Origin of the sequence: Wenxinia marina DSM 24838, assembly GCF_000379485.1 — a bacterium.
Taxonomy (GTDB): domain Bacteria; phylum Pseudomonadota; class Alphaproteobacteria; order Rhodobacterales; family Rhodobacteraceae; genus Wenxinia; species Wenxinia marina.
The window spans coordinates 1-22,718 of the sequence record NZ_KB902312.1 but is presented as its reverse complement, the minus strand read 5'-3'; the positions used below and the strand labels follow the sequence as shown (position 1 = coordinate 22,718).

The window sequence follows — 22,718 nt, the reverse complement described above, 5'->3', positions numbered from 1 at the left end:
AAAATCCCTTGATTCAGTGACGGTTCAACGGATTGCCCATTTTTTGGTCATCCCCATAACGCACTGTAAAGGCTGGACAAATTTTTGCGTCCCCGGCAACCATCTGGATTTCTTAACAAATTATGACAGACGCATGACGCTCCGGCCGTCCGGTGCACAACTTTGCCGTTGCGTCAGGTGGCCGCCTGGATGTCCGGGGTCCGCCACCCAAGATGTTGTCCCCCGTCCACCAGCAGCGCCTCGCCGCTGACGCCGGGAGAATCGATCAGGAATCCCAGCGCCCTCACGATATCCTCGGGGTTCGAGCCGCGCTGCAGGACGGTCGCGGCGCGCTGTCTGGCGAAGTGCTCCTCGCTCTGGCGGTGGCCGCGGATCGTGGGGCCGGGGCCGATGCCGTTCACCCGCACCCTGGGCGCCAGGCCCATCGCCGCGGTGCGCGTCAGCGCCCAGAGTCCCATCTTGGCGATCGTGTAGCTGGCGAAGAGCGGGGTCAGCTTCTCGATCCGCTGGTCCAGCATGTTGACGACGAGCGCGTTCGCCACCGTCTCGCCGTTCCCGTCGGTGCCCGGCTCGGGCGCCTGCTCGGCGAAGCGCTGGATCAGGACGAAGGGCGCGCGCAGGTTCGATTCGATGTGCCGGTCCCAGCTGTCCCGGGTCGCGGTGCCGATCTCGTCGTATTCGAAGATCGAGGCGTTGTTGATCAGCAGGGTCAGCGGCCCGCCCAGCGCCTCGGCCGCACGGCCGACCAGCGCCTCGGTCTGCGTCTCGTCCAGCAGGTCCGCCTGCAGCGTCGCGGCGCGGCCGCCCGCGGCGCGGATCGCCGCCGCCGTCTCCTCCGCCCCGTCCGCCGAATGCGCGTAGTGCACCGCCACGTCGTAGCCGCGGCCGCCGAGATACTCGGCCATGGCCCGACCCAGCCGCGCGCCCGCCCCGGTCACCAGTGCCCGTCCCGTCATCGCCGCCTCCTCAGCTGAATGCCACCAGCGCCGCCACGTAGGCGACGTAGAGCGTGCAGAACGCGATCCCGACCCCGCGGCCGATGTCGCGGCCCCACAGCACGAACGGGGCGAGCAGGACCGACGCGCCCAGCATGACCCAGATGTCGACGACCAGCATCTCGCGCGGGACGGCGATCGGGCGCACCAGCGCCGAGATGCCGATGATGGCGAGAAGGTTGAACACGTTCGACCCGATCACGTTCCCGATCGCCACGTCCGCCTGCCGCCGCACGGCGGCGACGGTGGTCGCGGCCAGCTCGGGCAGGGAGGTGCCGATGGCCACCAGCGTCAGGCCGATCACCGCCTCGGACAGGCCGAAGGTGCGCGCGATCTCGGTCGCACCGCCGACGAGGAGATTGGCGCCGAACGGCAGGCCGGCGAGGCCGACCACGAGGAACGCGGCGATCCTCCAGCCGGGCATCCCCGGATCGGCCCCCTCGACCTCCGCCGCCTCGGCCTCGGCCGCGCGTCCCTTCCGGTGCGCGCGCGCCGAGCGGTAGCTGTCCCACAGCATCACCGCGAGCCCGGCAAGGAGGACGAGCCCGTGCCAGATGGTCAGCGTCCCGGTGAACAGCAGGGCAGCGAAAAGCACGGAGCCGAGCATCATGATGATGTAGCTGCGCCGCGTGTCGCCCTGCCCGGCATGCAGCGTCTGGATCAGCGCCGGCAGGCCGAGGACCAGCAGAACGTTCGCGATGTTGGACCCGACCACGTTGCCGAGCGCGATACCCGGCTGGTCGGCCAGCACCGCCTGCACCGACACCAGAAGTTCCGGCGCCGAGGTGCCGAAGGCGACGACGGTCAGGCCGACGACCAGGGCGGGGATGCCGAGGCGCAGGGCGAGGTTCACCGCGCCCTTCACCAGCGTGTCGCCCGCGACCACCAGGATCGCGAGGCCGGCGACCACCGACAGCCACGCCATCAGCGGCCCGCCTTGCAGGGGCACGGCCCCTTGCCGAGGCGCGGGCGGCCGCAGTCGGGGCACTTGCCGCCGAGCTTCGGCGGCAGGCCCGGCAGGCGCAGCCGGCCGAACATGGCGAGCACCGCCATGAAGACCAGGAACAGGAGGACGACCTTGACGATCACGTTACAGGCCGAACCGGGCGAAGGCGGCGCGATCCTCGACCGCGCCCAGCGCGTCGCCGACGATCCGCGCGCCGAAGCGGGCGAACAGCGACCGGCGCGGGCCAAAGCGGCGGAAGCGGATGGCGGTGCCGTACCGGTCCTTCATCACCGGCACGAGGTGGCCGATGCCGTCGGCGAGGCCCTGGTCCACCGCCTCCTGCCCGATCCAGATCTCGCCAGTGAAGAGGTCGGGATCGTCCTTCAGCCGCGCGCCGCGGCGCTCCTTCACGTAGTCGATGAAGACGGCGTGCAGGCGCGTCAGCCAGCGCTCCAGCCGGGCGACGTCCTCCTCCTTCTCGGGGCGGAAGGGGTCGAGAAAGCTCTTGGAGCGGCCCGCGGTGTGGACCCGCCGCTCGGCGCCGATCTTGTCCAGCGTGCCCTGCAGGCCGAATCCGGCGCTGATGACGCCGATGGAGCCGACGATGGAGCCGGGGTCGATCAGGATCTCGTCCGCCGCGCAGGCCAGCCAGTAACCGCCCGAGGCGGCCACGTCCTCGCAGAACGCCACGACGGGGATCTGCTTCTCGTCGGCGAGGCGGCGGATGCGGGCGGCGATCAGCGAGGACTGCACCGGCGAGCCGCCGGGCGAGTTGATCTGCAGCGCGATCGCGACCGGCTTCCTGGCGAAGGCCTTGTCGATGATCGGCCCCATCGAGGGGTCGTCCAGCCCGCGCGACGCGTTCGCGATCTGCCCCTGCAGGCGGATCACGGCGACGAGGGGCTTCTTTTTCAGGAAGTTGGGGCGCCAGGTCATGACAGCGGACATAGGCGGCGGGGCCGGGGGGAACAAGGCGGGGGGCGATGCGGCGAATGGCTCGAGTCGCTCTGGAGGCTCGTCGCCCCCCGCAGATGAAGCCCTCTGGTCCCTCGGGGTCCCGGCTCGGGGCCGGGACGGGTGATGCAGTGGTCGGGAAGACCCGCCCCGGCCTCGAGCCGGGGCCTCGCGCAGATGGAGCGCCCGGCGGGCCGAGGTCCGGCACCGCTGCCGGAAAGGCCGCGCCAGTGGTGCCGCCTACTCCTCCGGCCCGATCACGCCCTTGCGGAGCATGACGTTGCCGTAGAGCCGCCGCTCGGCCGTCTGCACGATCGCGAAGGCCCCCTTGGCGAGGTCGTAGAACGCGAACCGCTCCACCGTCGGGACCGGGCGCGAGCCTCCTTCGGCGCGGTCGACCTCGGCCTGGATCGCGGCGACCGCGGGCGGCACGCCGATCGAGGCATCGACCGGAGCCATCGTCGCGGCGAAATCCTCCACGAACCCGTCCAGCGGCATCAGCGACAGCACCGCCCGCACCGCGCGGTCCACGTCCGCGTCGATCCTCAGTAGCCGCCCGGACACCGTCGCCCGCGCCACCGACTCGCCCGGGAAGTTGGCGTCCACCAGCACGATCGCATCGCCGTGCCCCATCGCGCCCAGCGCCCACAGCACGTCCGCGTTCAGCAGCGGATCGATCCCCTTCAGCATGCGCTCACTCCCTCAGCCGCCAGCCGGTGCGGAAGATCCACCAGACCGCGGTCAGGCAGATCAGGGTAAAGACCGCGATCGCCATCAGCGACACGCCCACCGGCACGTCCGCCAGACCGAAGAACGCCCAGCGAAAGCCCGAGATCAGGTAGAAGACCGGGTTGAAGTGCGTCACCGCCTGCCAGAACGGCGGCAGCATCGAGGCCGAGTAGAACGACCCGCCGAGGAACACGAGCGGCGTGATGATCAGCAGCGGAATCAGGTTCAGCTGCTCGAAGTTCTTGGCCCAGATGCCGATGATGAAGCCCAGCAGCGCGAAGGACAGGCAGGTCAGGATCAGGAACGCCACCATCGCGACCGGGTGCTGGATCGTGATGTCCACGAAGAAGAACGAGGTGACGAGGATCACCGTCCCGATGAACAGCGACTTCGTCGCCGCCGCGCCGACGTAGCCGATGACGATTTCCAGGTAGTTCACCGGCGCAGACAGGATCTCGTAGATCGTGCCGACGAACTTTGGGAAGTAGATCGCAAACGAGGCGTTCGACGTGGCCTGCGTCATCACCGACAGCATGATGAGCCCGGGCACGATGAAGGCGCCGTAGGCGACCCCCTCGACCTGGTCGATCCGGCTGCCGATCGCGGAGCCGAAGACCACGAAATAGAGCGAGGTCGAGATCACCGGCGCGACGATCGACTGCAGGAACGTGCGGAAGAAGCGCCGCATCTCGAACGCGTAGATCGCCCAGATCGAGATCGGGTTCATTGCGCGGCCTCCGCCTGCCGGTCCTCGGTCTCCTTGTCGTGGACGAGGCCGACGAAGATCTCCTCGAGACTGGACTGATGGGTCGACAGGTCGGTCATCGTCAGGCCCACGCCCTTGAGCTCCGACAGGAGCTGCGTGATCCCCGTCGCCTGCCCGGTCGCGTCGTAGCGGTAGACGAGCGTGCCGTCCGGCCCGATCTCGAGGTCGTAGCGCGTCAGCGCCTCCGGCACCGTCTGCACCGGACGCGCCAGGGTGATGCGCAGCTCCTTGCGGCCCATCTGGCTCATCAGGCGGTCCTTCTCCTCGACCAGAAGAATCTCGCCCCGCGCGATGACGCCGACGCGGTCGGCGATCGCCTCGGCCTCCTCGATGTAGTGGGTCGTCAGGATGATCGTGACGCCCTCGGCCTTCAGCTGCGCCACCGTCTCCCACATGCCCTTGCGCAGCTCGACGTCGACGCCGGCGGTCGGCTCGTCGAGGAACAGGACGCGCGGCTGGTGGCTCAGCGCCTTGGCGATCAGCACCCGGCGCTTCATCCCGCCGGAGAGGGCCATCGTCCTGGAGTCGCGCTTGTCCCACAGCGACAGCTGGGTCAGCACGCTCTCGATATAGGCGTCGTCCTGCGGCTTGCCGAACAGGCCGCGGGTGAAGCGGCAGACGTTCATTACCGTCTCGAATCCGTCCAGCGCCACCTCCTGCGGCACCAGACCGATCAGCTTGCGCGCCGCCCGCGCGTCGCGGACCACGTCGTGCCCGCCGACGGTGATCGTCCCCGACGTCGGCCGCACGATGCCGCAGGTGGCCGAGATCAGCGTCGTCTTGCCCGCGCCGTTGGGGCCGAGAAGGGCGAGGATCTCGCCCTCGCGGATGCCGAGGTTCACGCCCTTGAGCGCCTCGAATCCGTTGTCGTAGCGCTTCACCAGGTCGGTGACGGTCACGATGTCTGTCATGAAGAATGGGGCCTGCGGCAAATTGTCCGGCAGCAGTTAGTCCCTCGGCCGGGCGCCGCCAACCCCGGCGGGCGAGATTCCGGCCGGCCCGGCGGCGTCCGCCCCCGATATGGCGCATGCCGGCCGAACCCCTTATGTCGGTCGCCATGACATGGACCATCCCGAACACGCTGACACTCCTGCGCCTGCTCGCGGCGCCCGGCGTGGCCGTGATGTTCCTGTACTTCAACCGCCCCTGGGCCGACTGGCTGGCGCTCGCGCTGTTCATCGGCGCCGCCGCGACCGACTGGTTCGACGGCTACCTCGCCCGCCTGTGGAAGCAGGAGAGCCGGTTCGGCGCGATGCTCGACCCGATCGCCGACAAGGCGATGGTGCTGATCGCGCTGCTCGTCATCACGGGCCTCTCGGGGATGAACCCCTGGATCCTGCTGCCCGCGACGCTGATCTTCTTTCGCGAGACGTTCGTCTCGGGCCTGCGCGAGTTCCTGGGCGCCACCGCCGGCACGCTGAAGGTGACCAAGCTGGCGAAGTGGAAGACGACGGCGCAGATGGTCGCCATCGGCATCCTGTTCCTCGGCACCGGCCTCGACTTCCTGGAGCGGGGGCGCGGACCCACCGTCGGCGGCCTCGCGCGGCTGTCGGACGGGCCGGCCGGCTGGGCGACCTTCGTCGGCATCGTGCTGCTGTGGATCGCGGCCGGGCTGACGCTGGTCACGGGATGGGAGTACTTCCGCAAGTCGCTGCCGCACCTGAAGGATCCGAAATGATCGACGTCCTCTACTTCGCCTGGGTGCGCGAGCGGATCGGCCTGCCGAAGGAGCGGGTCGAGACGTCCGCCGCCACCGTCGCCGCCCTCGTCGACGAGCTGCGCGCGCGGGAGGATCGCTACGCCGCCGCCTTCGCCGACACCTCCGCCCTGCGGGTGGCGCTGGACCAGGAGCTGTCGTCGTTCGACGCGCCCCTCGCCGGCGTGCGCGAGGTCGCGTTCTTTCCGCCGATGACGGGCGGCTGATGTCCGTCCTGGTCACCGAGGCGGCCTTCGACGCGGGGGCGGAACTCAAGGACTTCACCGCCGGGGCGGAGGGCGCGGGCGGCGTCGTCAGCTTCACCGGCGTGGTGCGCGACGTGGCGGGCGGGCTCTCCCACATGGAGATCGAGCACTATCCCGGGATGACCGAGCGGGCGATCGCCGCGATGCGCGACGACGCGATGGCGCGGTTCTCCCTGACCGCCGCGCGGGTGATCCACCGCCACGGCCGGCTCGCGCCCGGCGAGACGATCATGATGGTCCTGACCGCCGCGCCCCACCGCGGCGACGCCTTCGCTGCGGCGGAGTTCCTGATGGACTGGCTGAAGAGCCGCGCGCCCTTTTGGAAGAAGGAAGTGACGGCGGACGGGGCGGAGTGGGTCGCGGCGAAGGACGCCGACGAGGACGCCCTCACCCGCTGGTAGCCGAGCCTCCTGCTCGCTATCCGGCGCTTTGCCCGCCCCCGATCCCATGCCGCCCCGGCACGACCCGGGGCCACTCCTCTTAAGAAGCCAGTCCGATTCTGCGCTCAGGCCGTCTCCCGACATTCCCCCCGCTCCGCCCGGAACAGCGGCGCAAGCCGCCCGGGCAGCGGCTGGCCGCCCCCCCCCGGCGAGCCGCTTCGCCAGCGACGGCGCTCGACATCAGCGCCCGGCGGTGCAGATGGATAGTGCCTCGTCGAGAGGGCAGGCGCGGCTGTCCGCGGCCATCCGCTGCCCTCCCGCCGGAGCCCTCACACCTCCAGCCGGCGCACCTCGTCGTGGCGGAAGCACCCCGTGACGTGATCGTTCACGAGGCCGCAGGCCTGCATCCACGCATAGACGATCGTCGGCCCGCAGAACCGGAACCCCCGTTTCCTGAGCTCTTTCGACAGGGCCCGGCTTTCCGACGTCTCCGCCGGCACGTCGGCAAGGGACGCCCGCTCGGTCTGCAACACCTCGCCGCCGACGAAGGACCAGACGAAGGGCGCGAATCCCTCCGCCGCCTCGATGTCGAGATATGCCCGCGCGTTGCCGATCGTCGCTTCGATCTTGCCGCGGTGGCGGACGATGCCGGGGTCGGCGAGGAGGCGGGTCACCTCGTCCTCGCCCCAGCCGGCGATGATCGCCGGGTCGAAGCCGGCGAAGGCGGCGCGGAAGTTGTCGCGCTTGCGCAGGATGGTGATCCAGGCGAGACCGGCCTGGAAGCCGTCGAGGATCAGCTTCTCCCACAGCGCGCGGCCGTCGCGCTCGGGCACGCCCCATTCGGTGTCGTGGTACTGAACGTACAGCGGATCGTCCCCCGCCCAGGCGCACCGACCGACCATCCGCCCCTCCCTCGCCAAACGATGCGGATTCGTCGCAAATCCCCCCTGTTGACGCAACCTTAGCGGCTCCCGCGCGATGGTCCCGCCCGATGCGCGACCGATGAGGGACGATGACGCCGACCGAGTTGCCCGCCACCTTCGCGGACCCGCCGCCCGACCCCCCGCCCGACCCGCTGTCCGCCGCGATGGACAGCCGCGACCGGGACGTCCCGGCCCTCGTCAGCGACGCGCTCGCCGCGGGGCGCGTGCGCCTCGCGCTGCAGCCGGTCGTCACGGCGGACGGCGGCCGCGTCGCCTTTCACGAGGGGCTGGTCCGCCTGCTCGACGACGGCGGCCGCATCCTGCGCGCGGCGGAGTTCCTGCCGACCGTCGCCGACGGCGCGCTGGGGCGCGAGATCGACTGCGCCAGCCTGGACGCCGGGCTGCGCCTGCTGACCCGCCGGCCCGGCCTGCGCCTGTCGGTCAACATGTCCGCCCGCTCGCTCGCAGACGCCGCGTGGCGGCGCGTGCTGGACCGCTGGCTCGCCGACCACGCCGACGCCGCCCCCCGCCTCATCCTCGAGATGACCGAGGCGTCGGCGATGCTGCTGCCCGAGATCACCGTCCGTTTCATGGCCGAGATGCAGCCGAAGGGCGTGGCCTTCGCCCTCGACGATTTCGGGGCGGGCGCGATCGCGCTCACCCACATGAAGGACTTCCTCTTCGATCTGGTGAAGGTCGACCGCCGCTTCGGCCGCACCCTCGACGCCTCGGCCGACGACCAGGTCGTCGTCGCCGCGCTCCTGTCGATCGCCCGCCAGTTCGAGATGTTCACCGTGGTCCAGGGGATCGAGAGCGTCGCCGCCGCCGACGCCGCGAGGGACCTAGCCGCCGACTGCCTGCAGGGCTTCCACGTCGGCGTGCCGCGCCTCTCCCCCTGACCGCCGCCGCGGGGGAATCCGTTTGCCCCCCCGCGGCGGCTTTCGTAGAACCGGGGCCGAGCCCGCGGGCCCATGTCCGGCCCGCGCCCTGACCCGGAGAGGACCCCCATGACCAACGTCGTCATCGCCTCCGCCGCCCGCACCGCCGTGGGCAGCTTCAACGGCAGCTTCGCCGGCACGCCCGCCCACGACCTCGGCGCCGCCGTGCTCGAGGCGCTCGTCGCCCGCGCCGGCATCGACAAGTCCGAGGTGTCCGAAACGATCCTCGGCCAGGTCCTCACCGCCGCCCAGGGCCAGAACCCGGCCCGGCAGGCGCACATCAACGCCGGCCTGCCGAAGGAGAGCGCCGCCTGGGGCATCAACCAGGTCTGCGGCTCGGGCCTGCGCGCCGTCGCGCTGGGCGCGCAGCACATCATGCTGGGCGACGCCGCCATCGTCGCCGCCGGCGGGCAGGAGAGCATGAGCCTGTCGCCACACGCCGCGCACCTGCGCGCCGGGCACAAGATGGGCGACGTCACCTACATCGACACGATGATCCGCGACGGCCTGTGGGACGCCATCAACGGCTACCACATGGGCCAGACCGCCGAGAACGTGGCCGAGCAGTGGCAGATCTCCCGCGATCAGCAGGACGAGTTCGCGCTCGCCAGCCAGAACAAGGCCGAGGCGGCGCAGAAGGCCGGCCGCTTCGACGACGAGGTGATCCCGTTCACGGTCAAGGGCCGCAAGGGCGACACCGTCGTCGACAAGGACGAATACATCCGCCACGGCGCCACGATCGAGAACATGGCTAAACTGCGCCCCGCCTTCGCCAGGGACGGCAGCGTCACCGCCGGCAACGCCTCCGGCATCAACGACGGCGCGGCCGGCGCGCTGCTGATGTCGGCCGAGGAGGCCGAGCGCCGCGGGATCGAGCCGCTGGCGCGGATCGCCAGCTACGCCACCGCCGGCCTCGACCCCGCGATCATGGGCGTCGGCCCGATCCATGCCAGCCGCAAGGCGCTGGAGAAGGCGGGCTGGAGCGTCGGCGACCTCGACCTCGTCGAGGCGAACGAGGCCTTCGCCGCGCAGGCCTGCGCGGTGAACAAGGACATGGGCTGGGACCCCGAGATCGTGAACGTGAACGGCGGCGCCATAGCCATCGGCCACCCGATCGGCGCGTCCGGCGCCCGCGTCCTCAACACCCTGTTGTTCGAGATGAAGCGGCGTGGCGCGAAGAAGGGCCTCGCGACGCTCTGCATCGGCGGCGGCATGGGCGTCGCCATGTGCCTCGAGCGGCCCTGACCGGGCGGGCGGGGCCGCGCGTCCCGCCGCTGTGGGGATGAACCGCGACGAGATGTCCTTCGATCAGCTCGTCCTGTCGGGCGGCGGCACCCGCTGCTTCTGGCAGGGCGGGTGGCTGCACGTGGTGCGGGACGTCATCGACTGCGGCCCGCGCGCATCGTCGGGGTGTCGGGCGGGTCGATGTCGCTCGCCGGGTTTGTCACGCGGCGGGGTCGGGACATGCTGGACGCGATGGCGGACCTCTTCGACACCACCGACAGCAACGTCGCCTGGGACACGCCCGAGGCGGACGGGATCACGCCGCACCAGCGTCTCTACCGCGAGGCGGTCTCACGGGTCCTCGACGCCGCGGCGCAGCGGCAGGTGGCGGACGGGCCGCCGGCGCAGATCCTGATCGGTCGTCCGCCGGTGGAGACCCACCCCCGCGCCTCGGGCACGTTCGCCGCTGCCGTCTACGAAGCCGAACTGCACGCCGCGGCCGGCCGCATTTCGACTGGGCCCAGACCCTCGGCGTCGGCCGCACGCTCGTCGACGCCAACCAGGCGGCGCGCGAGGGACGGCTCGTCGACCTGATCTGCGCCGCAGCCGCCATTCCGCCGGTCTTCGACCCGCCGACCTGGGACGGTCGCCCGGTGATCGACGGCGGGATGATCGACCAGGCGCCGATGCCGGACCCCGACGAGGGCCGGACGCTGATTCTTCTCACCCGACATTACAATGGCTTGGAGGAAAAGCCCGGCCGGCTCTATCTTGAGCCGAGGGAGGAGACGCCGGCCGACAAGATCGACTTCACGGATCCGCGCAAGATCCGCGCGACGTGGGAGGCGGGGGAAGAGGACGGCCGGCAGTTCCTGAGAGAGAACGGATTTCAGTAGGAGGAGAAGATCATGCCCCGAGTCGCACTCGTCACCGGAGGGAGCCGCGGGATCGGCGCCGCCATCTCGAAGGCGCTGAAGGCAGAGGGCTACGCCGTCGCCGCGACCTATGCCGGCAACGACGAGGCCGCGAAGGCCTTCACCTCCGAGACCGGGATCAAGACGTACAAGTGGGACGTCTCCAACTACGACGATTGCCGCAAGGGCGTGGGCCAGGTCGAAGCCGAGAACGGGCCGATCGACGTGCTGGTGAACAACGCCGGCATCACCCGGGACGCGCCGTTCCACAAGATGACGCCGGACCACTGGACGGCGGTGATCGACACCAATCTTTCGGGCCTGTTCAACATGACCCACAACGTCTGGGGCGGCATGCGCGAGCGCAAGTTCGGCCGGGTCGTGAACATCTCGTCCATCAACGGCCAGAAGGGCCAGTTCGCGCAGGCCAACTACGCCGCGGCCAAGGCGGGCGACATCGGCTTCACCAAGGCGCTGGCGCAGGAGGGGGCGCGTGCCGGGATCACGGTTAACGCGATCTGCCCCGGCTACATCAACACCGAGATGATGAGCACCATCCCCGAGAAGGTGATGAACGAGGTGATCCTGCCGCAGATTCCCGTCGGCCGGCTCGGCGAGGCGGACGAGATCGCGCGGGCGGTAGTGTTCCTCGCCTCGGATCAGGCCGGGTTCATCACCGGCTCGACCCTGTCGGCGAACGGCGGCCAGTACATGGCCTGACCGGCGCGCGGTGGTGCGACCGCCCGCGCCCGCTCCGCCGAATCGCATCACGCTGACAGGAGGCGCGTTCAGGGGCACACCTGCCCCTGAACCGCTTCCCCAGCACAGGCGCACCCGTCGCACCCGCCCCCAATGGCCGGTGGCGAAAGCGCCCGGATGGGACGGCGGGCGGGGCGATGCGCGGGAGCGCGAGCGCCGGACGGCGTCAGGCGGTCTCGACGCAGTGCCGGCGGAAGGCCTGCTTCAGCAGGTCGAGCTCTTCGCGCAGCAGGTCGATCTCGGCCCGCAGATCCTCGGCCAGCGGCGCGCCGGCGACGATGGCGAAACTCTCCAGCACCTCGCCCGCCCCGTCCGCCTCGCGGATCACGAAGGTCTGCACCCCGTCCGAGATCAGGCGCGCCGGGATCGGCAGGCGCAGGGCCCATTCGCCCGGCCCGGCGGGGATCACCTCGAGCCCGCCGACCTCCTCGCCGAGGTGGCTGACGACGAGGGCCGGGGCGCCCTCGTCCTGGCCGACGCGGGTGAGGACGCCTTCCCAGACGCCTTCGACGATGCGGGTGCTTGTCAGCGTGGTCGCGGACATGGGCGGCCCCTCACAGCTGGGCCCGCGGGTAGCGGGCGAAGGTCACGTCACGCAGGACGATCTGGTTCATATCGGGCCCGTCGAAGATCAGGTCCAGCCACATCCGCTCGGTCCGCTTCTCGTTGAGGCGGGTGTAGGCGAGGTCGAATTCCACGAACGTCTCCTCCTGTCCCAGCGGCAGCTCGCGCACCAGCTGCTCGACGTTGGGGCCGTGCTTCACGTTCAGGCGCAGGAAGATCTTCAGCGATCTTTCGACCTCGACGCTCATCTCGACTCGCAGGAGATGCCGGCGCTTCAGGCCCTCGCTGGCCGCGGGCGGCAGCTCCAGCACCAGCGACAGGAACGAGCCGTCGAAGCGGAAGACCTCCATCTTCAGGGCGAACGGGGCGAGATCCCCCTCGCGCCGGTTGCGCAGCTGGCGCAGGGCCAGTTCGCTCGTGCTGCAATCGTGGAACAGGGTCGCGCCGTCGCCGATGGCGGTGCCGCTTGCGGCCGCCGCCATTCCGCGCAGGCCCCAGGGTCCGCGCCAGAGGCGGGGTCGCCAGGACCAGTCGGTGCCGGGCTGGCGCGGAAAGGCGCTGGAGCCGATGCGCGGCAGGGCGAGGCGCGAGTCGGCGATCGCGACCACGTCGTCGAGGCGGGCCTTCAGGGCGCGGGCGCGGGCGCGCTGCCGCTGCAGATCCGACAGGTCCGCGGTCTCGGCACGCCGGGCGATGCGGCTCCACCGGCGGAGCGTGGCGGCCGCGACGAACGCCCCCAGATATCCCCGTTCGCGGCGCGCCATTCGCTGCAAATCTCCTGATCGCGGTCCGGCCGGCGGTCCGGCCACCTGCGCCTATTCCTGCCAGCCGGCATCCGAAAAGGAAACGGCGACCTGCGGCGCGGCGGCGGCGTCCATCCCGCCGGCCGCACCCGGGTTGGCCGCGCGCAGCGCGGCGACGGTCTCGCGCAGCAGCGCGGCCCCGGCGGAGGGCGACAGCGGCGCCCGGTCGAAGCCCCTGACGCTGACGGTGGTGAGCCGGCCCTGCAGGTCGAGGAAGGCGCGCCACTCCGTCGGCGCGAGGCCGGGCCGCCGCGTCGTCGCGTCGGCGAAGCGCACGGCGACCAGGCCGTCCGACCGCTCCACGTCGGTCACCGTCACGGCGTCCGGGTTGCCGCTGGCGGAGAGGAGGGCGATCCCCTCGGGGCTGGTCAGCAGCGTCGCGAGGCCCGGCTCGTTGCCGGCGACGCCGGCGCTGCCGGGGGCGCCCGCCTGGACGGTGACGAAGGCATCGGTCGCCGGCATCGGCCCGTCGCCGCCCACCAGCGGGCAGGCCGCGAGGATGGCGAAGCCCTCGCCCGGACGGCTCGCGTCGCGGTCCGGGCAGTAGCCCTCCGCCCCCGCCACTGTAAGGCGACCACCGTAGAGGGCGATCTCTCCCGGCCCGGCCGAGGCGGCGAAGGGCAGCGACCGCACGGCGCCGCAGCCCGACAGCGCCAGCGCCGCGACGGCGCCGGCCGCCAGGATGATCCTACTGGTCGACGTAGACATGACGCTCGGCCCCGGCGCCCGGATGGGTGACCGCGCCCTGCCGTGCGCCGCCGACGAGCCGGGCGTATTTCCAAAGCGCCCCGCTCGCATACTCGTTCTGCCGCGGGCCGGCCCAGTCGGCCCGCCGCTGCGCCATGTCCTCGTCCGCGACGTCGACCGACAGCTCGCCGGTCCGGGCGTCGATGGTAACGACGTCGCCGTCGCGGATCAGCGCGATGGGCCCGCCGTGGGCCGCCTCGGGGCCCACATGGCCGACACAGAAGCCGCGGGTCGCGCCCGAGAACCGGCCGTCGGTGATGAGAGCGACCTTCTTGCCGACGCCCTGCCCCGACAGGGCCGCGGTCGTCGCCAGCATCTCGCGCATGCCGGGTCCGCCGGCGGGGCCCTCGTTGCGGATCACGATGACCTCGCCCTCGCGGTAGGCGCGGGCCTTCACGGCCTCGAACGCGTCCTCCTCGCATTCGAACACCCGTGCCGGGCCGACGAAGCGCTGCTCTGCCTCAGTCATCCCGGCGACCTTCACGATGGCGCCGTCGGGGGCGAGGTTGCCGGACAGGCCGACGACGCCGCCGGTCTGCGACAGCGGGGTCGCGACGGGGTGGATGACCCGCCCGTCCGCCTCGCGCGTGACCATGTCGAGATCCTCGCCGAGGGAGCGGCCCGTCGCGGTGACGCAGTCCTCGTGGAGGAGGCCGGCCTTGCGGAGTTCCTTCATCACCACCGGCACGCCGCCGACGTCGTACAGGTCCTTCGCCACGAAGTCGCCGCCGGGCTTGAGGCTGACGAAGTAGGGCGTGTCGCGGAAGATGTCGCAGACGTCCATCAGGTCGAACTCGATTCCCGCCTCGTGGGCAATCGCCGGCAGGTGCAGACCGGCGTTGGTCGAGCCGCCGGTGCAGGCGACGACGCGGGCGGCGTTCTCCAGACTCTTGCGGGTGACGATGTCCCGGGCGCGGATGTTCTTCTCGATCAGGCGCATGACCGCGGCGCCCGACTCCTCGGCATACTGGTCGCGGGTCTGGTAGGGCGCGGGCGCGCCGGAGGAATTCGGCAGGGCGAGGCCGATTGCCTCGGCCACGCAGGCCATCGTGTTGGCGGTGAACTGGCCGCCGCAGGCGCCGGCCGACGGGCAGGCCTGCCGCTCGAGGATGGCGAGGGCGGCGTCGGGCATGGTCCCGGCCTGGTGCCGGCCGACCGCCTCGAACAGATCCTGGATGGTGAGGTCGCGGTCGGTGAAGTCGTCGGGCACGCCGCCGCCCGGCGCGACGCGGCCGGGCAGGATCGAGCCGCCGTACAGGAACACCGACGGCACGTTGAGGCGCACCATCGCCATCATCATCCCCGGCAGCGACTTGTCGCAGCCGGCGAGGCCGACGAGCGCGTCGTAGCAATGGCCGCGCATCGTCAGCTCGACGCTGTCGGCGATCGCCTCGCGCGACGCGAGCGAGGCGTGCATCCCGTGGTGGCCCATCGCGATCGCGTCGGTCACGGTGATCGTCGTGAACTCGCGCGGGGTGCCGCCCTCGCGCTTCACCCCCAGCTTGGCCGCCTGCGCCTGCCGGTTCAGCGAGATGTTGCAGGGCGCGGCCTCGTTCCAGCAGGTGGCGACGCCGACGAAGGGGGCGTTGATCTCGTCCTCGCTGAGGCCCATCGCGTAGAAGAACGACCGGTGCGGCGCGCGGGCCGGCCCCTCGGTCACGTGGCGGCTGGGCAGCCGCGCCTTGTCGAACCGCTGGTTGCTGCTCATGCTCCCGCCTCCCGTCAGGTCAGTCCCCTCGGGATAGCCAGCGGGCCCGGTCGCGGCAAGGTCCGGCGGGGCGCGGGGGACACGGTCCGGCGGCGCGGCGTGGCCGGCATGCCCGTGGCGCGCCGCACACCTTGCCCCGGCAGGCCGTGCAGGCTTTGTGTGCGCCATGACGTCCCCCGATCCCTACGCCCCCGCGGGCGCCTTTTCCGAACCCGCGCATCCGCGCACCGATCCGTGGCGGGTCGCCGTCACCGTGATCGCCGTCTGGGGCACCTATATCGCGGGCGGGGTGCTCTTGGGCGCGTCCGGCTGGGCGACGGGCGGGGCCGGCGGCACGCTGGGGCTGCTGGCGCTGTTCCTGATCCCGCTCGGCGTTCTGGCCGTCGCGCTGCGGCGGCTGCACGCGCGCGGGCTGGGCTCGCTGTGCGGGCCGGCGCCGCTGGCGCTGGCGCAGGGGCGGGCGGCGCTGGCAGTGGGGCTGCCGGCGATGGCGCTGGCGCTGGTCCTGCCGACAACGGCCGCGATGGGCGAGGCGGTGATGCTGCGGGCGCCCCTCCCCTGGCTGGGGGCCGTGGGCCTCGCCCTGCCCCTCCTCGTGCTGCAGACCGGCGTCGAGGAGCTGTTCTACCGCGGCTACCTGCTGCAGCAGATGCGCGCCCTGTCCGACCGCCCGCTGGTCTGGATGGTCGCGCCGAGCGCCCTGTTCGCGGCCTCTCACCTGTTCAACGCCGAGCCGGGGCTGCCGGCGGTGTTCTACGTCGGCTGGACCTTCGTCTTCGGCCTCGCCGCCGCGGACCTGACCGCGCGGGCCGGGACCATCGGGCCGGCTTGGGCGCTGCATTTCCTGAACAACGCGCTGATGGCGTCACTGGTGGCCGAGACGGGCGGGCCGCTGTCGGGCCTCGCCCTCGTCGTGGTGCCGGCGCGGCCGCCGGACCTGCTGTACGGGCTGCCGCCGCTCGCCCTGCTGATCGCGTTCGCGATCACGCTATGGCCGGTCCTGATCCTGTGGCTGTCGGGGCGGATCGCGCTGCGCCGCTAGGGGCGCCGCCGTTTGCATTCGCGCGTCCCGCGGCTTATCTCCACGGCCACGCCACGGCCCGAGGGACTCCCGCCCGATGAACTGGATCACCAACTACGTCCGCCCCCGCATCGGGTCGATCTTCGCCCGGCGCGAGGTGCCCGAGAACCTGTGGTCCAAGTGCGAGAAGTGCCAGACCATGCTGTTCCACCGCGAGCTGGCGGAGAACCTGAACGTCTGCACCAACTGCGGCCACCACATGGCGATCACGCCCCGGGCGCGCTTCGCCGCGCTGTTCGACGGCGGCGTCTTCACCGAGGTCGCGGTGCCCGAGCCGATCGCCGATCCGCTGCAATTCCGCGACAGCAAGAAGTACACCGACCGCCTCAAGGAGGCGCGCCGCACCACGGACGAGCGCGAGGCGATGCTGGTCGCCGAGGGCGAGATCGGGCGCACGCCCATCGTCGCGGCCGGGCAGGACTTCTCGTTCATGGCCGGCTCGATGGGGATGTATGTCGGCAACGCGATCATCGCCGCGGCCGAGCGGGCGGTGGCGCTGGGCCGGCCGCTGGTCCTGTTCTCCGCCGCCGGGGGCGCACGGATGCAGGAGGGCATCCTCAGCCTGATGCAGATGCCGCGCACCACCGTCGCCGTGCAGATGGTGAAGGAGGCGGGCCTGCCCTACATCGTGGTCCTGACGCACCCCACGACCGGCGGCGTCACCGCGTCCTACGCGATGCTGGGCGACGTCCAGATCGCCGAGCCGGGGGCGCTGATCTGCTTCGCTGGCCCGCGGGTGATCGAGCAGACGATCCGCGAGAAGCTGCCCGAGGAGTTCCAGCGCGCCGAGTACCTGCTGGACCACGGGATGCTGGACCGGGTGACCCACCGCAAGGAGCTGCGGGGCGAGCTGATCTCGATCCTGCGGATGCTGCTGAAGCAGTCGCCCGCGGTCGCCGCCGACCTGCCGGCCCCCGCCACGCCCGAGCCGCAGGGGACGCCGGCGGACGGCGAGGCGGTCGCGGACAAGGGCTGAGGCATGTCGCCGGGCGCCGTCGCCGCGGGGCTGGTCGTGGGGGCGCTGCTGTTCTCGACCCTCGCCCGCGGACCCGGCCGGCGGACCCGCCTGACCTGGGCCGTCGTCGCCATCGCCGCGTTCTATCCCGCCTTTGCCATCGCCGAGGGGGACTGGGCCGCGCTCGGCCGGCATCTCGGCCTGTTCGTCATCTTCGTGGCCCTCGCCGCCTGGGGGTCGCGGGCCGGCCTCGTCGTCCTCGGCGGGGCGCTGGTGGCGCACGGTCTGATCGACCTCGCGCTGCTGCGGGCCGATCCGCCGGGGCCGGGCTGGTGGCCGGCCTTCTGCGCGTCGGTGGATCTTCTCTTCGGGGCCGCGGTGCTGGCCCGGTCACGGGTGACGGCATGAGCGGGACGGCTTCGGACGCGATCCTGCAGCGGATGATGACGCTGCACCCCAAGATCATCGACCTGACGCTCGACCGGATGTGGCGCCTGCTGGAGCGGCTGGACCATCCCGAGCGGCGGCTGCCGCCGGTGATCCACGTCGCAGGCACCAACGGCAAGGGCTCCACCGTCGCGATGATGCGGGCGGGGCTGGAGGCCGCGGGCGGACGGGTGCACGTCTACACCTCGCCCCACCTCGCCCGGTTCCACGAGCGGATCCGGATCGCGGGCGACCTGATCCCGGAGGCCGCGCTGACCGAGGCGCTGGACCGCTGCTACGAGGCGAACGGCGGCGAGCCGATCACCTATTTCGAGATCACCACCTGCGCGGCGCTGCTGGCGATGGCCGAGACGCCGGCCGACTGGTGCCTCTTGGAGGTCGGCCTCGGTGGGCGGCTGGATGCGACCAACGTCGTGGACCGGCCGGCGCTGACCGTCATCACGCCGGTGGACCTCGATCACCAGCAGTATCTGGGCGAGACGCTGGGCGAGATCGCGGGCGAGAAGGCGGGCATCCTCAAGCGCGGCGTGACCTGCGTCGTCGGCCCGCAGCACGACGAGGCGCTGGAGGTGATCGAGGCGAAGGCGGCGCGGCTGGGGGCGCCGCTGCTGGCCCACGGGCAGCACTGGCATGTGGGCGTGGAGCGCGGACGGCTGGTGTTCCAGGACGAACGCGGCCTGCTGGACCTGCCGCTGCCGGTCCTCGCCGGGCCGCACCAGATCACCAACGCCGGCGCCGCGCTGGCCGGGCTGCGGCACCTCGGGCTGGACGACGCCGCCTGCGAGGCGGCGGTGACGCGGGCCGAGTGGCCGGCGCGGATGCAGCACCTCAGGGCAGGCGCGCTGGCCGACCGCGCCCGCCCGGCCGAGCTGTGGCTGGACGGCGGCCACAACCCCGCGGCAGGCGAGGTGCTGGCGGCGACGCTGGCGCAGATGTCGGACCGGCCGACGCACCTCATCTGCGGGATGCTCAACACCAAGGACATCGGCGGCTACCTGCGGCCGATGGCGAAGGTGGCGGACCGCCTGATCGCGGTGTCGATCCCGGGCGAGGCGGCGACGATCCCGGCGGAGGAAACCTGCCGCCACGCCACGGAGGCCGGCTTCCGCGCCGAGACCGCGGACAGCGTCGAGGCGGCGATCGACACGCTCACGGCCGAGGATCCGCGGGCGCGCATCCTGATCTGCGGCTCGCTGTACCTCGCGGGCCACGTGCTGAGGGTGAACGGATGACGCGGATTCTCCTCATCCTCGCGGTGATGGCGTCCCCCGCCGCCGCCGAGACGCGGTACATCTGCTGGCGTGGCGAGGGCGGGTTCACGATGACGGGCGAGTTCTCGTTTCCCGACTCGCTGGCCGCCGCCGACCTCGTGACCGAGGCGGACGTGACCGCCTTCCGGATCGAGGGCTGGCGCGACGGCGAACCCCTCGGCTCCTGGAACCTGTCGGACCGCACCGCCGACACGACGTGGCTGCTGAGCTACGCGCCGCGGCAGGGGCGCTTCCTGCTCGGCGGCGACAGCGGCCTGTATCAGGCGTGGAACGCGAACGGGATGGTGGACGATTGCGGCGACCCCGGCTTCGGCTTCAACGCCGGCAACGCGGGTCAGGACGTCTGCGTCGATGGCGTGTTCCGCGCCGACAGCACCATCGCCTGGGACACGCCGCTGCTGACCTACGGTGCGCCGCGCGATCCCCTCTCCTGCGACAACGCGCCCTTGATGTCGAAAGCGCGGGGGTGATCCGCGCCGCGCTCCTCTGCCTCGCGCTGGCGCCGCTGCCGGCCGGGGCGGCGGAGTTCGAGTTCTGCTGGCTGGGCGCGTCGGGCTACACGCTGACCGGGCGGATCGCCTTTCCCGACGCGCTGATGGTCGCGCCGATGGTGACGGAAGCGGACGTGACCGCGTTCGAGATCACCGGCTACCTGCACGGCACGCCCATCGGCCACTGGTCGGCCGAGGGGCGGGCGCCGGACTCGACGTGGCACCTGCGGTTCGTGCCGGCGACGCTGACCTTCCCGACGGGCGGCAACTTCCCGGGCGACGCGTCGCAGGGCTGGAACGCCGACGGCGACGTGGACGATTGCGGCGCGGAGGGGTTCGGCTTCAACTCGGGCAACTACGCGCAGGACGTCTGCCTGGACGGGGCGTGGATCGCGGACAGCTCCATCGACCCCACGACGCCGCTCGTGGCGACGACGGGGACGGTGACGCCGGAGTGCCGGATGCCGGAGCTGCTGTCCCGGGCGGACATGCGGGACCCCGCGACCCTCTGAGAAGATCGTGCTTGCGGGATGACCTTCCGGCAGGCTAGACACTGAACCATATGGTTCAGCATTCATCCTCCCGCCTCGACGCCTCCTTCGCCGCCCTGTCGGACCCCACCCGGCGCGGCGTGCTGGAGCAGCTCTCCCGCGCCGACGCCACGGTCAGCGACCTTGCGGCCCGGTTCGGCATGACCCTGACCGGCATCAAAAAGCACGTGGCGGTGCTGGAGGAGGCGGGCCTTGTGTCGACGCGGAAGGTGGGACGGGTGCGGACCTGCCGCCTCGGCGGGCGCGGGCTGGAGGAGGAGGCGGCGTGGCTCGCCGGGTACCAGAGACTCTGGGAGGCTCGGTTCGAGGAACTCGCCGACGTGATCGAGGATCTCAAGCAGCAGGAGAAGGCCGATGGCCGAGACTGACAAGACGACGACCCAACGCACCTCCGACCGAGAGCTGGTCGTGACCCGCACCTTCGACGCCCCCGCCCGCCTCGTCTACGAGGCCTGGACGAAGGCAGAGCTGATGCGGCGCTGGTGGGCGCCCGCCTCGTTCGGGATCCGGTTCCTGTCGTGCGAGATGGACGTGCGGAAAGGCGGCACCTACCGGTTCGAGTTCGGCCACCCCGACTTCGACCAGCCGATGGCGTTCTTCGGCGAGTACCTCGAGGTCGTGCCGGGCCAGCGTCTCGTCTGGACGAACGCCGAGGGCGACGAGGGCGGACAGGTCACGACGGTGACCTTCGAGGAGACGGGCGGCGCGACGCGGGTCGTCGTGCACGACCTCTATCCGTCGAAGGCGGCGCTCGACGCCGCGTTGACGGACGGCAGCACCGGCGCCTTCCCCGAGCAGTTCGTGGCGCTGGACGACCTCCTGGCCTCGCAGCAGGCCAGCGCCTGACCGTTGCCGTCCCGCCGCGCACCGCGACTGTGCGCGGCGGGGGCTAGGCCGGGGCGTCCGGCGCGCCTAGCTAGGGGCATCCAGACGGAGACCCCGCGATGCCCGACACCCTGCACCCGACCCGACTCGAACTCGGCCTCGACACCTTCGGCGACGTGACCCACGGCGCCGACGGCCGCGCCCTGCCCGACGACCAGGTGCTGCGCAACGTGCTGGCCGAGGGCATCCTCGCCGACCAGACCGGCGCCGACTTCTTCGGCGTGGGCGAGCATCACCGCGCCGACTTCGCCGTCTCGACGCCCGAGACGATGCTGGCGGCGCTGGCGGTGCGAACCTCGCGCATCCGCCTCGGCTCCGCCGTCACGGTGCTGTCCTCCGACGACCCGGTCCGCGTGTTCCAGCGGTTCTCGACGGTCGCGGCGCTCTCCGAGGGGCGGGCCGAGGTGATCCTGGGCCGCGGATCGTTCACCGAGAGCTTTCCGTTGTTCGGCTACGACCTCTCCGACTACGAGCAGCTGTTCGTGGAGAAGCTGGACCTCTTCGTCCGCCTCCTGCGGGAAAAGAAGGTGAGCTGGCAGGGCACCACGCGTGCGCCGCTCAAGAACCAGTCGGTCTTCCCGCGCCTGCCGGAGTCCGGCCTGCCGGTCTGGATCGGCGTCGGCGGCAGCCCCGAATCGGTGGTCCGCGCCGTGGCGCACGACCTGCCGGTGATGCTGGCGATCATCGGCGGCGCGCCCTCGCGGTTCCGCCCCTTCGCGCAACTGTACCGCGAGGCGTGGGAGCAGACCGGGCAGGCGGCGAAGCCGCTCGGCGTGCACTCCCCCGGCTTCGTCGCCGATACCGACGAGGCGGCGAAGGACGTCGTGTGGCCGCACTTCCGCGACATGATGAACCGCATCGGCCGCGAGCGCGGCTGGTCGCCGATGAGCCGCGAGCAGTTCGAGCGCGAGGTGACCCACGGTGCGCTGCACGTCGGCTCGCCCGAGACGGTCGCGAAGAAGATCGCGGCGACGGTGACAACTCTGGGGGCGCAGCGGTTCGACATGAAGTACAGCCACGGCACCCTGCCGCACGAGGCGAACCTGCGCTGCATCGAGCTGTACGGGACGAAGGTGATCCCGATGGTGCGGGAGATGGTGGCGGAAGCGGTTGCCTAAGGATCGAATCGGGTCGCCCCGGCCCTGAGCCGGGGCCTCGCTCGATAGGGGCTTGGTCGCCTAGTGGAGCGAGGTCCCGGGTCAAGCCCGGGACGCGGGTCGCGGGCGCGACCGGCCGCGACGAAACCCGCCCGACTGAGCCACGCAGGCGGCTGGGCAGCGTCTGGCCGCCCCCGGGGCAGCCGACGCCTTTCCATTGCGCTTGGCGCCACCCGCCCCGGGCCTGACCCGGGGCCTCGCGGGAACGCGCGCTCGCGATGGTTGGAGGTCCCTGTCTAACGAAATCATGTCAATGTGCTGGTGGCGGACGGCATCCCGTGAGGTCCCAGGGNTTGGAGCCCGCGAGCCGGCGCGGGAGCCGTCCGCCTTTGGATCGTCAACCTGAACAGTTGCTTGGGGCTGCGTGACCAGACCCCGCACCGACAGGGACAGGAGAAGATCATGACAGAAGAGNGCATCGGCGTCGACGTCTCGAAGCGGTGGATCGACGTGCATCATCCGCAGACCGGACCGGCCCGTCTGGCCACCGAGCCCAAGGTCCTTCGCTCCTTCGCGAGGATGGCGAGGCGGGAGGGCCGGCTGGTGGTGTTCGAGGCGAGCGGCGGGG

At 71.5% G+C, this 22,718-nt stretch carries 28 protein-coding genes and 1 pseudogene; 17 read left to right on the top strand and 12 right to left on the bottom strand.

What is annotated here, in order from left to right; translation table 11 throughout:
- Positions 1 to 173: 173 nt before the first annotated feature.
- The 7 genes from A37W_RS0116090 to A37W_RS0116060 form a co-directional block, all read right to left on the bottom strand.
- Positions 174 to 956 (bottom strand): SDR family oxidoreductase, encoded by a 783-nt coding sequence (locus tag A37W_RS0116090; protein ID WP_018304066.1) that lies wholly within the window; start codon positions 954 to 956, stop codon positions 174 to 176.
- A gap of 10 nt (positions 957 to 966) precedes the next feature.
- On the bottom strand, positions 967 to 1,920 hold the full coding sequence (locus A37W_RS0116085; RefSeq protein ID WP_018304065.1) for a calcium/sodium antiporter: 954 nt from the start codon (positions 1,918 to 1,920) through the stop codon (positions 967 to 969).
- Positions 1,920 to 2,084, bottom strand: a complete 165-nt coding sequence (locus A37W_RS23875) for a hypothetical protein (protein WP_018304064.1) — start codon at positions 2,082 to 2,084, stop codon at positions 1,920 to 1,922. Before A37W_RS23875 ends, A37W_RS0116085 begins: the two co-directional genes overlap by 1 nt.
- Before the next feature lies 1 nt (position 2,085).
- The gene (locus A37W_RS0116075) at positions 2,086 to 2,877 is read right to left on the bottom strand and encodes a S49 family peptidase (protein WP_026198553.1); all 792 of its coding nucleotides are present in this window, start codon (positions 2,875 to 2,877) and stop codon (positions 2,086 to 2,088) included.
- Positions 2,878 to 3,135: 258 nt separating this feature from the next.
- Positions 3,136 to 3,585 carry an RbsD/FucU family protein gene (locus tag A37W_RS0116070; RefSeq protein WP_018304062.1) on the bottom strand — a complete coding sequence of 150 codons (450 nt, stop codon included), beginning with the start codon at positions 3,583 to 3,585 and terminating at the stop codon, positions 3,136 to 3,138.
- Between the two features lie 4 nt (positions 3,586 to 3,589).
- Complete coding sequence (locus tag A37W_RS0116065; protein ID WP_018304061.1) at positions 3,590 to 4,351, bottom strand: ABC transporter permease; 762 nt, start codon at positions 4,349 to 4,351, stop codon at positions 3,590 to 3,592.
- Positions 4,348 to 5,301 (bottom strand): ABC transporter ATP-binding protein, encoded by a 954-nt coding sequence (locus A37W_RS0116060; RefSeq protein WP_018304060.1) that lies wholly within the window; start codon positions 5,299 to 5,301, stop codon positions 4,348 to 4,350. The genes A37W_RS0116065 and A37W_RS0116060 overlap by 4 nt, the downstream gene beginning before the upstream one ends.
- 146 nt (positions 5,302 to 5,447) lie before the next feature.
- On the opposite strand from A37W_RS0116060, the gene pgsA reads away from it, so the two are divergent.
- The 3 genes from pgsA to A37W_RS0116045 are packed head-to-tail and all read left to right on the top strand — an operon-like array spanning position 5,448 to position 6,753.
- The gene (pgsA, locus tag A37W_RS0116055; protein ID WP_026198552.1) at positions 5,448 to 6,068 is read left to right on the top strand and encodes a CDP-diacylglycerol--glycerol-3-phosphate 3-phosphatidyltransferase; all 621 of its coding nucleotides are present in this window, start codon (positions 5,448 to 5,450) and stop codon (positions 6,066 to 6,068) included.
- Positions 6,065 to 6,313 (top strand): molybdopterin converting factor subunit 1, encoded by a 249-nt coding sequence (gene moaD / locus A37W_RS0116050; RefSeq protein ID WP_018304058.1) that lies wholly within the window; start codon positions 6,065 to 6,067, stop codon positions 6,311 to 6,313. The genes pgsA and moaD overlap by 4 nt, the downstream gene beginning before the upstream one ends.
- The gene (locus A37W_RS0116045; RefSeq protein WP_018304057.1) at positions 6,313 to 6,753 is read left to right on the top strand and encodes a molybdenum cofactor biosynthesis protein MoaE; all 441 of its coding nucleotides are present in this window, start codon (positions 6,313 to 6,315) and stop codon (positions 6,751 to 6,753) included. Before moaD ends, A37W_RS0116045 begins: the two co-directional genes overlap by 1 nt.
- A gap of 308 nt (positions 6,754 to 7,061) precedes the next feature.
- Here A37W_RS0116045 and A37W_RS0116040 read toward each other — a convergent pair whose 3' ends face one another.
- Positions 7,062 to 7,634 (bottom strand): DNA-3-methyladenine glycosylase I, encoded by a 573-nt coding sequence (locus A37W_RS0116040; RefSeq protein ID WP_018304056.1) that lies wholly within the window; start codon positions 7,632 to 7,634, stop codon positions 7,062 to 7,064.
- Between the two features lie 110 nt (positions 7,635 to 7,744).
- Here A37W_RS0116040 and A37W_RS0116035 point away from each other — a divergent pair, with 110 nt between their 5' ends.
- From A37W_RS0116035 to phbB, 5 genes and pseudogenes are all read left to right on the top strand, one after another.
- Positions 7,745 to 8,554, top strand: coding sequence for an EAL domain-containing protein (locus A37W_RS0116035; protein ID WP_018304055.1), 810 nt, complete (start codon positions 7,745 to 7,747; stop codon positions 8,552 to 8,554).
- 108 nt (positions 8,555 to 8,662) lie between these two features.
- Entirely contained in the window at positions 8,663 to 9,838 is a 1,176-nt protein-coding gene (locus tag A37W_RS0116030; protein WP_018304054.1) for an acetyl-CoA C-acetyltransferase, read from the top strand.
- A gap of 62 nt (positions 9,839 to 9,900) precedes the next feature.
- Positions 9,901 to 10,446 (top strand): annotated as a pseudogene (locus tag A37W_RS24675) (hypothetical protein); the annotation flags it as partial.
- 39 nt (positions 10,447 to 10,485) lie between these two features.
- Positions 10,486 to 10,713 (top strand): hypothetical protein, encoded by a 228-nt coding sequence (locus tag A37W_RS24410; RefSeq protein ID WP_229665979.1) that lies wholly within the window; start codon positions 10,486 to 10,488, stop codon positions 10,711 to 10,713.
- 12 nt (positions 10,714 to 10,725) lie between these two features.
- Complete coding sequence (gene phbB / locus A37W_RS0116020; RefSeq protein ID WP_018304053.1) at positions 10,726 to 11,451, top strand: acetoacetyl-CoA reductase; 726 nt, start codon at positions 10,726 to 10,728, stop codon at positions 11,449 to 11,451.
- Between the two features lie 205 nt (positions 11,452 to 11,656).
- Here the strand turns inward: phbB and A37W_RS0116015 are convergent, their stop codons facing one another.
- From A37W_RS0116015 to ilvD, 4 genes are read right to left on the bottom strand one after another with little or no spacing between them, the layout of a single operon-like run.
- Positions 11,657 to 12,034: a hypothetical protein gene (locus A37W_RS0116015; RefSeq protein ID WP_018304052.1), complete on the bottom strand. Its 378-nt coding sequence runs from the start codon at positions 12,032 to 12,034 to the stop codon at positions 11,657 to 11,659.
- A 10-nt stretch (positions 12,035 to 12,044) separates the two neighbouring features.
- The gene (locus A37W_RS0116010) at positions 12,045 to 12,818 is read right to left on the bottom strand and encodes a DUF6478 family protein (RefSeq protein ID WP_018304051.1); all 774 of its coding nucleotides are present in this window, start codon (positions 12,816 to 12,818) and stop codon (positions 12,045 to 12,047) included.
- A 51-nt stretch (positions 12,819 to 12,869) separates the two neighbouring features.
- Positions 12,870 to 13,565 carry a hypothetical protein gene (locus A37W_RS22230; protein WP_018304050.1) on the bottom strand — a complete coding sequence of 232 codons (696 nt, stop codon included), beginning with the start codon at positions 13,563 to 13,565 and terminating at the stop codon, positions 12,870 to 12,872.
- Entirely contained in the window at positions 13,546 to 15,312 is a 1,767-nt protein-coding gene (gene ilvD, locus A37W_RS0116000) for a dihydroxy-acid dehydratase (RefSeq protein WP_018304049.1), read from the bottom strand. Before ilvD ends, A37W_RS22230 begins: the two co-directional genes overlap by 20 nt.
- Before the next feature lie 166 nt (positions 15,313 to 15,478).
- Here ilvD and A37W_RS22225 point away from each other — a divergent pair, with 166 nt between their 5' ends.
- From A37W_RS22225 to A37W_RS0115955, 9 genes are all read left to right on the top strand, one after another.
- Positions 15,479 to 16,354 (top strand): CPBP family intramembrane glutamic endopeptidase, encoded by an 876-nt coding sequence (locus tag A37W_RS22225; protein ID WP_018304048.1) that lies wholly within the window; start codon positions 15,479 to 15,481, stop codon positions 16,352 to 16,354.
- A gap of 76 nt (positions 16,355 to 16,430) precedes the next feature.
- Positions 16,431 to 17,369 carry an acetyl-CoA carboxylase, carboxyltransferase subunit beta gene (gene accD, locus A37W_RS0115990; RefSeq protein WP_018304047.1) on the top strand — a complete coding sequence of 313 codons (939 nt, stop codon included), beginning with the start codon at positions 16,431 to 16,433 and terminating at the stop codon, positions 17,367 to 17,369.
- Positions 17,370 to 17,372: 3 nt separating this feature from the next.
- Positions 17,373 to 17,756: a hypothetical protein gene (locus A37W_RS22220; RefSeq protein WP_018304046.1), complete on the top strand. Its 384-nt coding sequence runs from the start codon at positions 17,373 to 17,375 to the stop codon at positions 17,754 to 17,756.
- Entirely contained in the window at positions 17,753 to 19,027 is a 1,275-nt protein-coding gene (locus tag A37W_RS0115980; RefSeq protein WP_018304045.1) for a bifunctional folylpolyglutamate synthase/dihydrofolate synthase, read from the top strand. The genes A37W_RS22220 and A37W_RS0115980 overlap by 4 nt, the downstream gene beginning before the upstream one ends.
- Entirely contained in the window at positions 19,024 to 19,536 is a 513-nt protein-coding gene (locus tag A37W_RS0115975; RefSeq protein WP_018304044.1) for a hypothetical protein, read from the top strand. The genes A37W_RS0115980 and A37W_RS0115975 overlap by 4 nt, the downstream gene beginning before the upstream one ends.
- Positions 19,533 to 20,069: a hypothetical protein gene (locus A37W_RS0115970; RefSeq protein WP_018304043.1), complete on the top strand. Its 537-nt coding sequence runs from the start codon at positions 19,533 to 19,535 to the stop codon at positions 20,067 to 20,069. Before A37W_RS0115975 ends, A37W_RS0115970 begins: the two co-directional genes overlap by 4 nt.
- Before the next feature lie 50 nt (positions 20,070 to 20,119).
- The gene (locus A37W_RS0115965; protein WP_018304042.1) at positions 20,120 to 20,476 is read left to right on the top strand and encodes an ArsR/SmtB family transcription factor; all 357 of its coding nucleotides are present in this window, start codon (positions 20,120 to 20,122) and stop codon (positions 20,474 to 20,476) included.
- Positions 20,463 to 20,954: an SRPBCC family protein gene (locus A37W_RS0115960; RefSeq protein WP_018304041.1), complete on the top strand. Its 492-nt coding sequence runs from the start codon at positions 20,463 to 20,465 to the stop codon at positions 20,952 to 20,954. Before A37W_RS0115965 ends, A37W_RS0115960 begins: the two co-directional genes overlap by 14 nt.
- 98 nt (positions 20,955 to 21,052) lie before the next feature.
- Complete coding sequence (locus A37W_RS0115955; protein ID WP_018304040.1) at positions 21,053 to 22,111, top strand: LLM class flavin-dependent oxidoreductase; 1,059 nt, start codon at positions 21,053 to 21,055, stop codon at positions 22,109 to 22,111.
- The last annotated feature ends 607 nt before the right edge of the window (positions 22,112 to 22,718 follow it).

Excerpts from the sequence above, each read along its gene's own strand:
- A37W_RS0116090 (WP_018304066.1), bottom strand. The coding sequence starts at position 956 with ATGACGGGACGGGCACTGGTGACCGGGGCGGGCGCGCGGCTGGGTCGG.
- A37W_RS0116085 (WP_018304065.1), bottom strand. The coding sequence starts at position 1,920 with ATGGCGTGGCTGTCGGTGGTCGCCGGCCTCGCGATCCTGGTGGTCGCG.
- A37W_RS0116075 (WP_026198553.1), bottom strand. The coding sequence starts at position 2,877 with ATGACCTGGCGCCCCAACTTCCTGAAAAAGAAGCCCCTCGTCGCCGTG.
- A37W_RS0116070 (WP_018304062.1), bottom strand. The coding sequence starts at position 3,585 with ATGCTGAAGGGGATCGATCCGCTGCTGAACGCGGACGTGCTGTGGGCG.
- A37W_RS0116065 (WP_018304061.1), bottom strand. The coding sequence starts at position 4,351 with ATGAACCCGATCTCGATCTGGGCGATCTACGCGTTCGAGATGCGGCGC.
- A37W_RS0116060 (WP_018304060.1), bottom strand. The coding sequence starts at position 5,301 with ATGACAGACATCGTGACCGTCACCGACCTGGTGAAGCGCTACGACAAC.
- pgsA (WP_026198552.1), top strand. The coding sequence starts at position 5,448 with ATGACATGGACCATCCCGAACACGCTGACACTCCTGCGCCTGCTCGCG.
- moaD (WP_018304058.1), top strand. The coding sequence starts at position 6,065 with ATGATCGACGTCCTCTACTTCGCCTGGGTGCGCGAGCGGATCGGCCTG.
- A37W_RS0116045 (WP_018304057.1), top strand. The coding sequence starts at position 6,313 with ATGTCCGTCCTGGTCACCGAGGCGGCCTTCGACGCGGGGGCGGAACTC.
- A37W_RS0116040 (WP_018304056.1), bottom strand. The coding sequence starts at position 7,634 with ATGGTCGGTCGGTGCGCCTGGGCGGGGGACGATCCGCTGTACGTTCAG.
- A37W_RS0116035 (WP_018304055.1), top strand. The coding sequence starts at position 7,745 with ATGACGCCGACCGAGTTGCCCGCCACCTTCGCGGACCCGCCGCCCGAC.
- A37W_RS0116030 (WP_018304054.1), top strand. The coding sequence starts at position 8,663 with ATGACCAACGTCGTCATCGCCTCCGCCGCCCGCACCGCCGTGGGCAGC.
- A37W_RS24410 (WP_229665979.1), top strand. The coding sequence starts at position 10,486 with ATGATCGACCAGGCGCCGATGCCGGACCCCGACGAGGGCCGGACGCTG.
- phbB (WP_018304053.1), top strand. The coding sequence starts at position 10,726 with ATGCCCCGAGTCGCACTCGTCACCGGAGGGAGCCGCGGGATCGGCGCC.
- A37W_RS0116015 (WP_018304052.1), bottom strand. The coding sequence starts at position 12,034 with ATGTCCGCGACCACGCTGACAAGCACCCGCATCGTCGAAGGCGTCTGG.
- A37W_RS0116010 (WP_018304051.1), bottom strand. The coding sequence starts at position 12,818 with ATGGCGCGCCGCGAACGGGGATATCTGGGGGCGTTCGTCGCGGCCGCC.
- A37W_RS22230 (WP_018304050.1), bottom strand. The coding sequence starts at position 13,565 with ATGTCTACGTCGACCAGTAGGATCATCCTGGCGGCCGGCGCCGTCGCG.
- ilvD (WP_018304049.1), bottom strand. The coding sequence starts at position 15,312 with ATGAGCAGCAACCAGCGGTTCGACAAGGCGCGGCTGCCCAGCCGCCAC.
- A37W_RS22225 (WP_018304048.1), top strand. The coding sequence starts at position 15,479 with ATGACGTCCCCCGATCCCTACGCCCCCGCGGGCGCCTTTTCCGAACCC.
- accD (WP_018304047.1), top strand. The coding sequence starts at position 16,431 with ATGAACTGGATCACCAACTACGTCCGCCCCCGCATCGGGTCGATCTTC.
- A37W_RS22220 (WP_018304046.1), top strand. The coding sequence starts at position 17,373 with ATGTCGCCGGGCGCCGTCGCCGCGGGGCTGGTCGTGGGGGCGCTGCTG.
- A37W_RS0115980 (WP_018304045.1), top strand. The coding sequence starts at position 17,753 with ATGAGCGGGACGGCTTCGGACGCGATCCTGCAGCGGATGATGACGCTG.
- A37W_RS0115975 (WP_018304044.1), top strand. The coding sequence starts at position 19,024 with ATGACGCGGATTCTCCTCATCCTCGCGGTGATGGCGTCCCCCGCCGCC.
- A37W_RS0115965 (WP_018304042.1), top strand. The coding sequence starts at position 20,120 with ATGGTTCAGCATTCATCCTCCCGCCTCGACGCCTCCTTCGCCGCCCTG.
- A37W_RS0115960 (WP_018304041.1), top strand. The coding sequence starts at position 20,463 with ATGGCCGAGACTGACAAGACGACGACCCAACGCACCTCCGACCGAGAG.
- A37W_RS0115955 (WP_018304040.1), top strand. The coding sequence starts at position 21,053 with ATGCCCGACACCCTGCACCCGACCCGACTCGAACTCGGCCTCGACACC.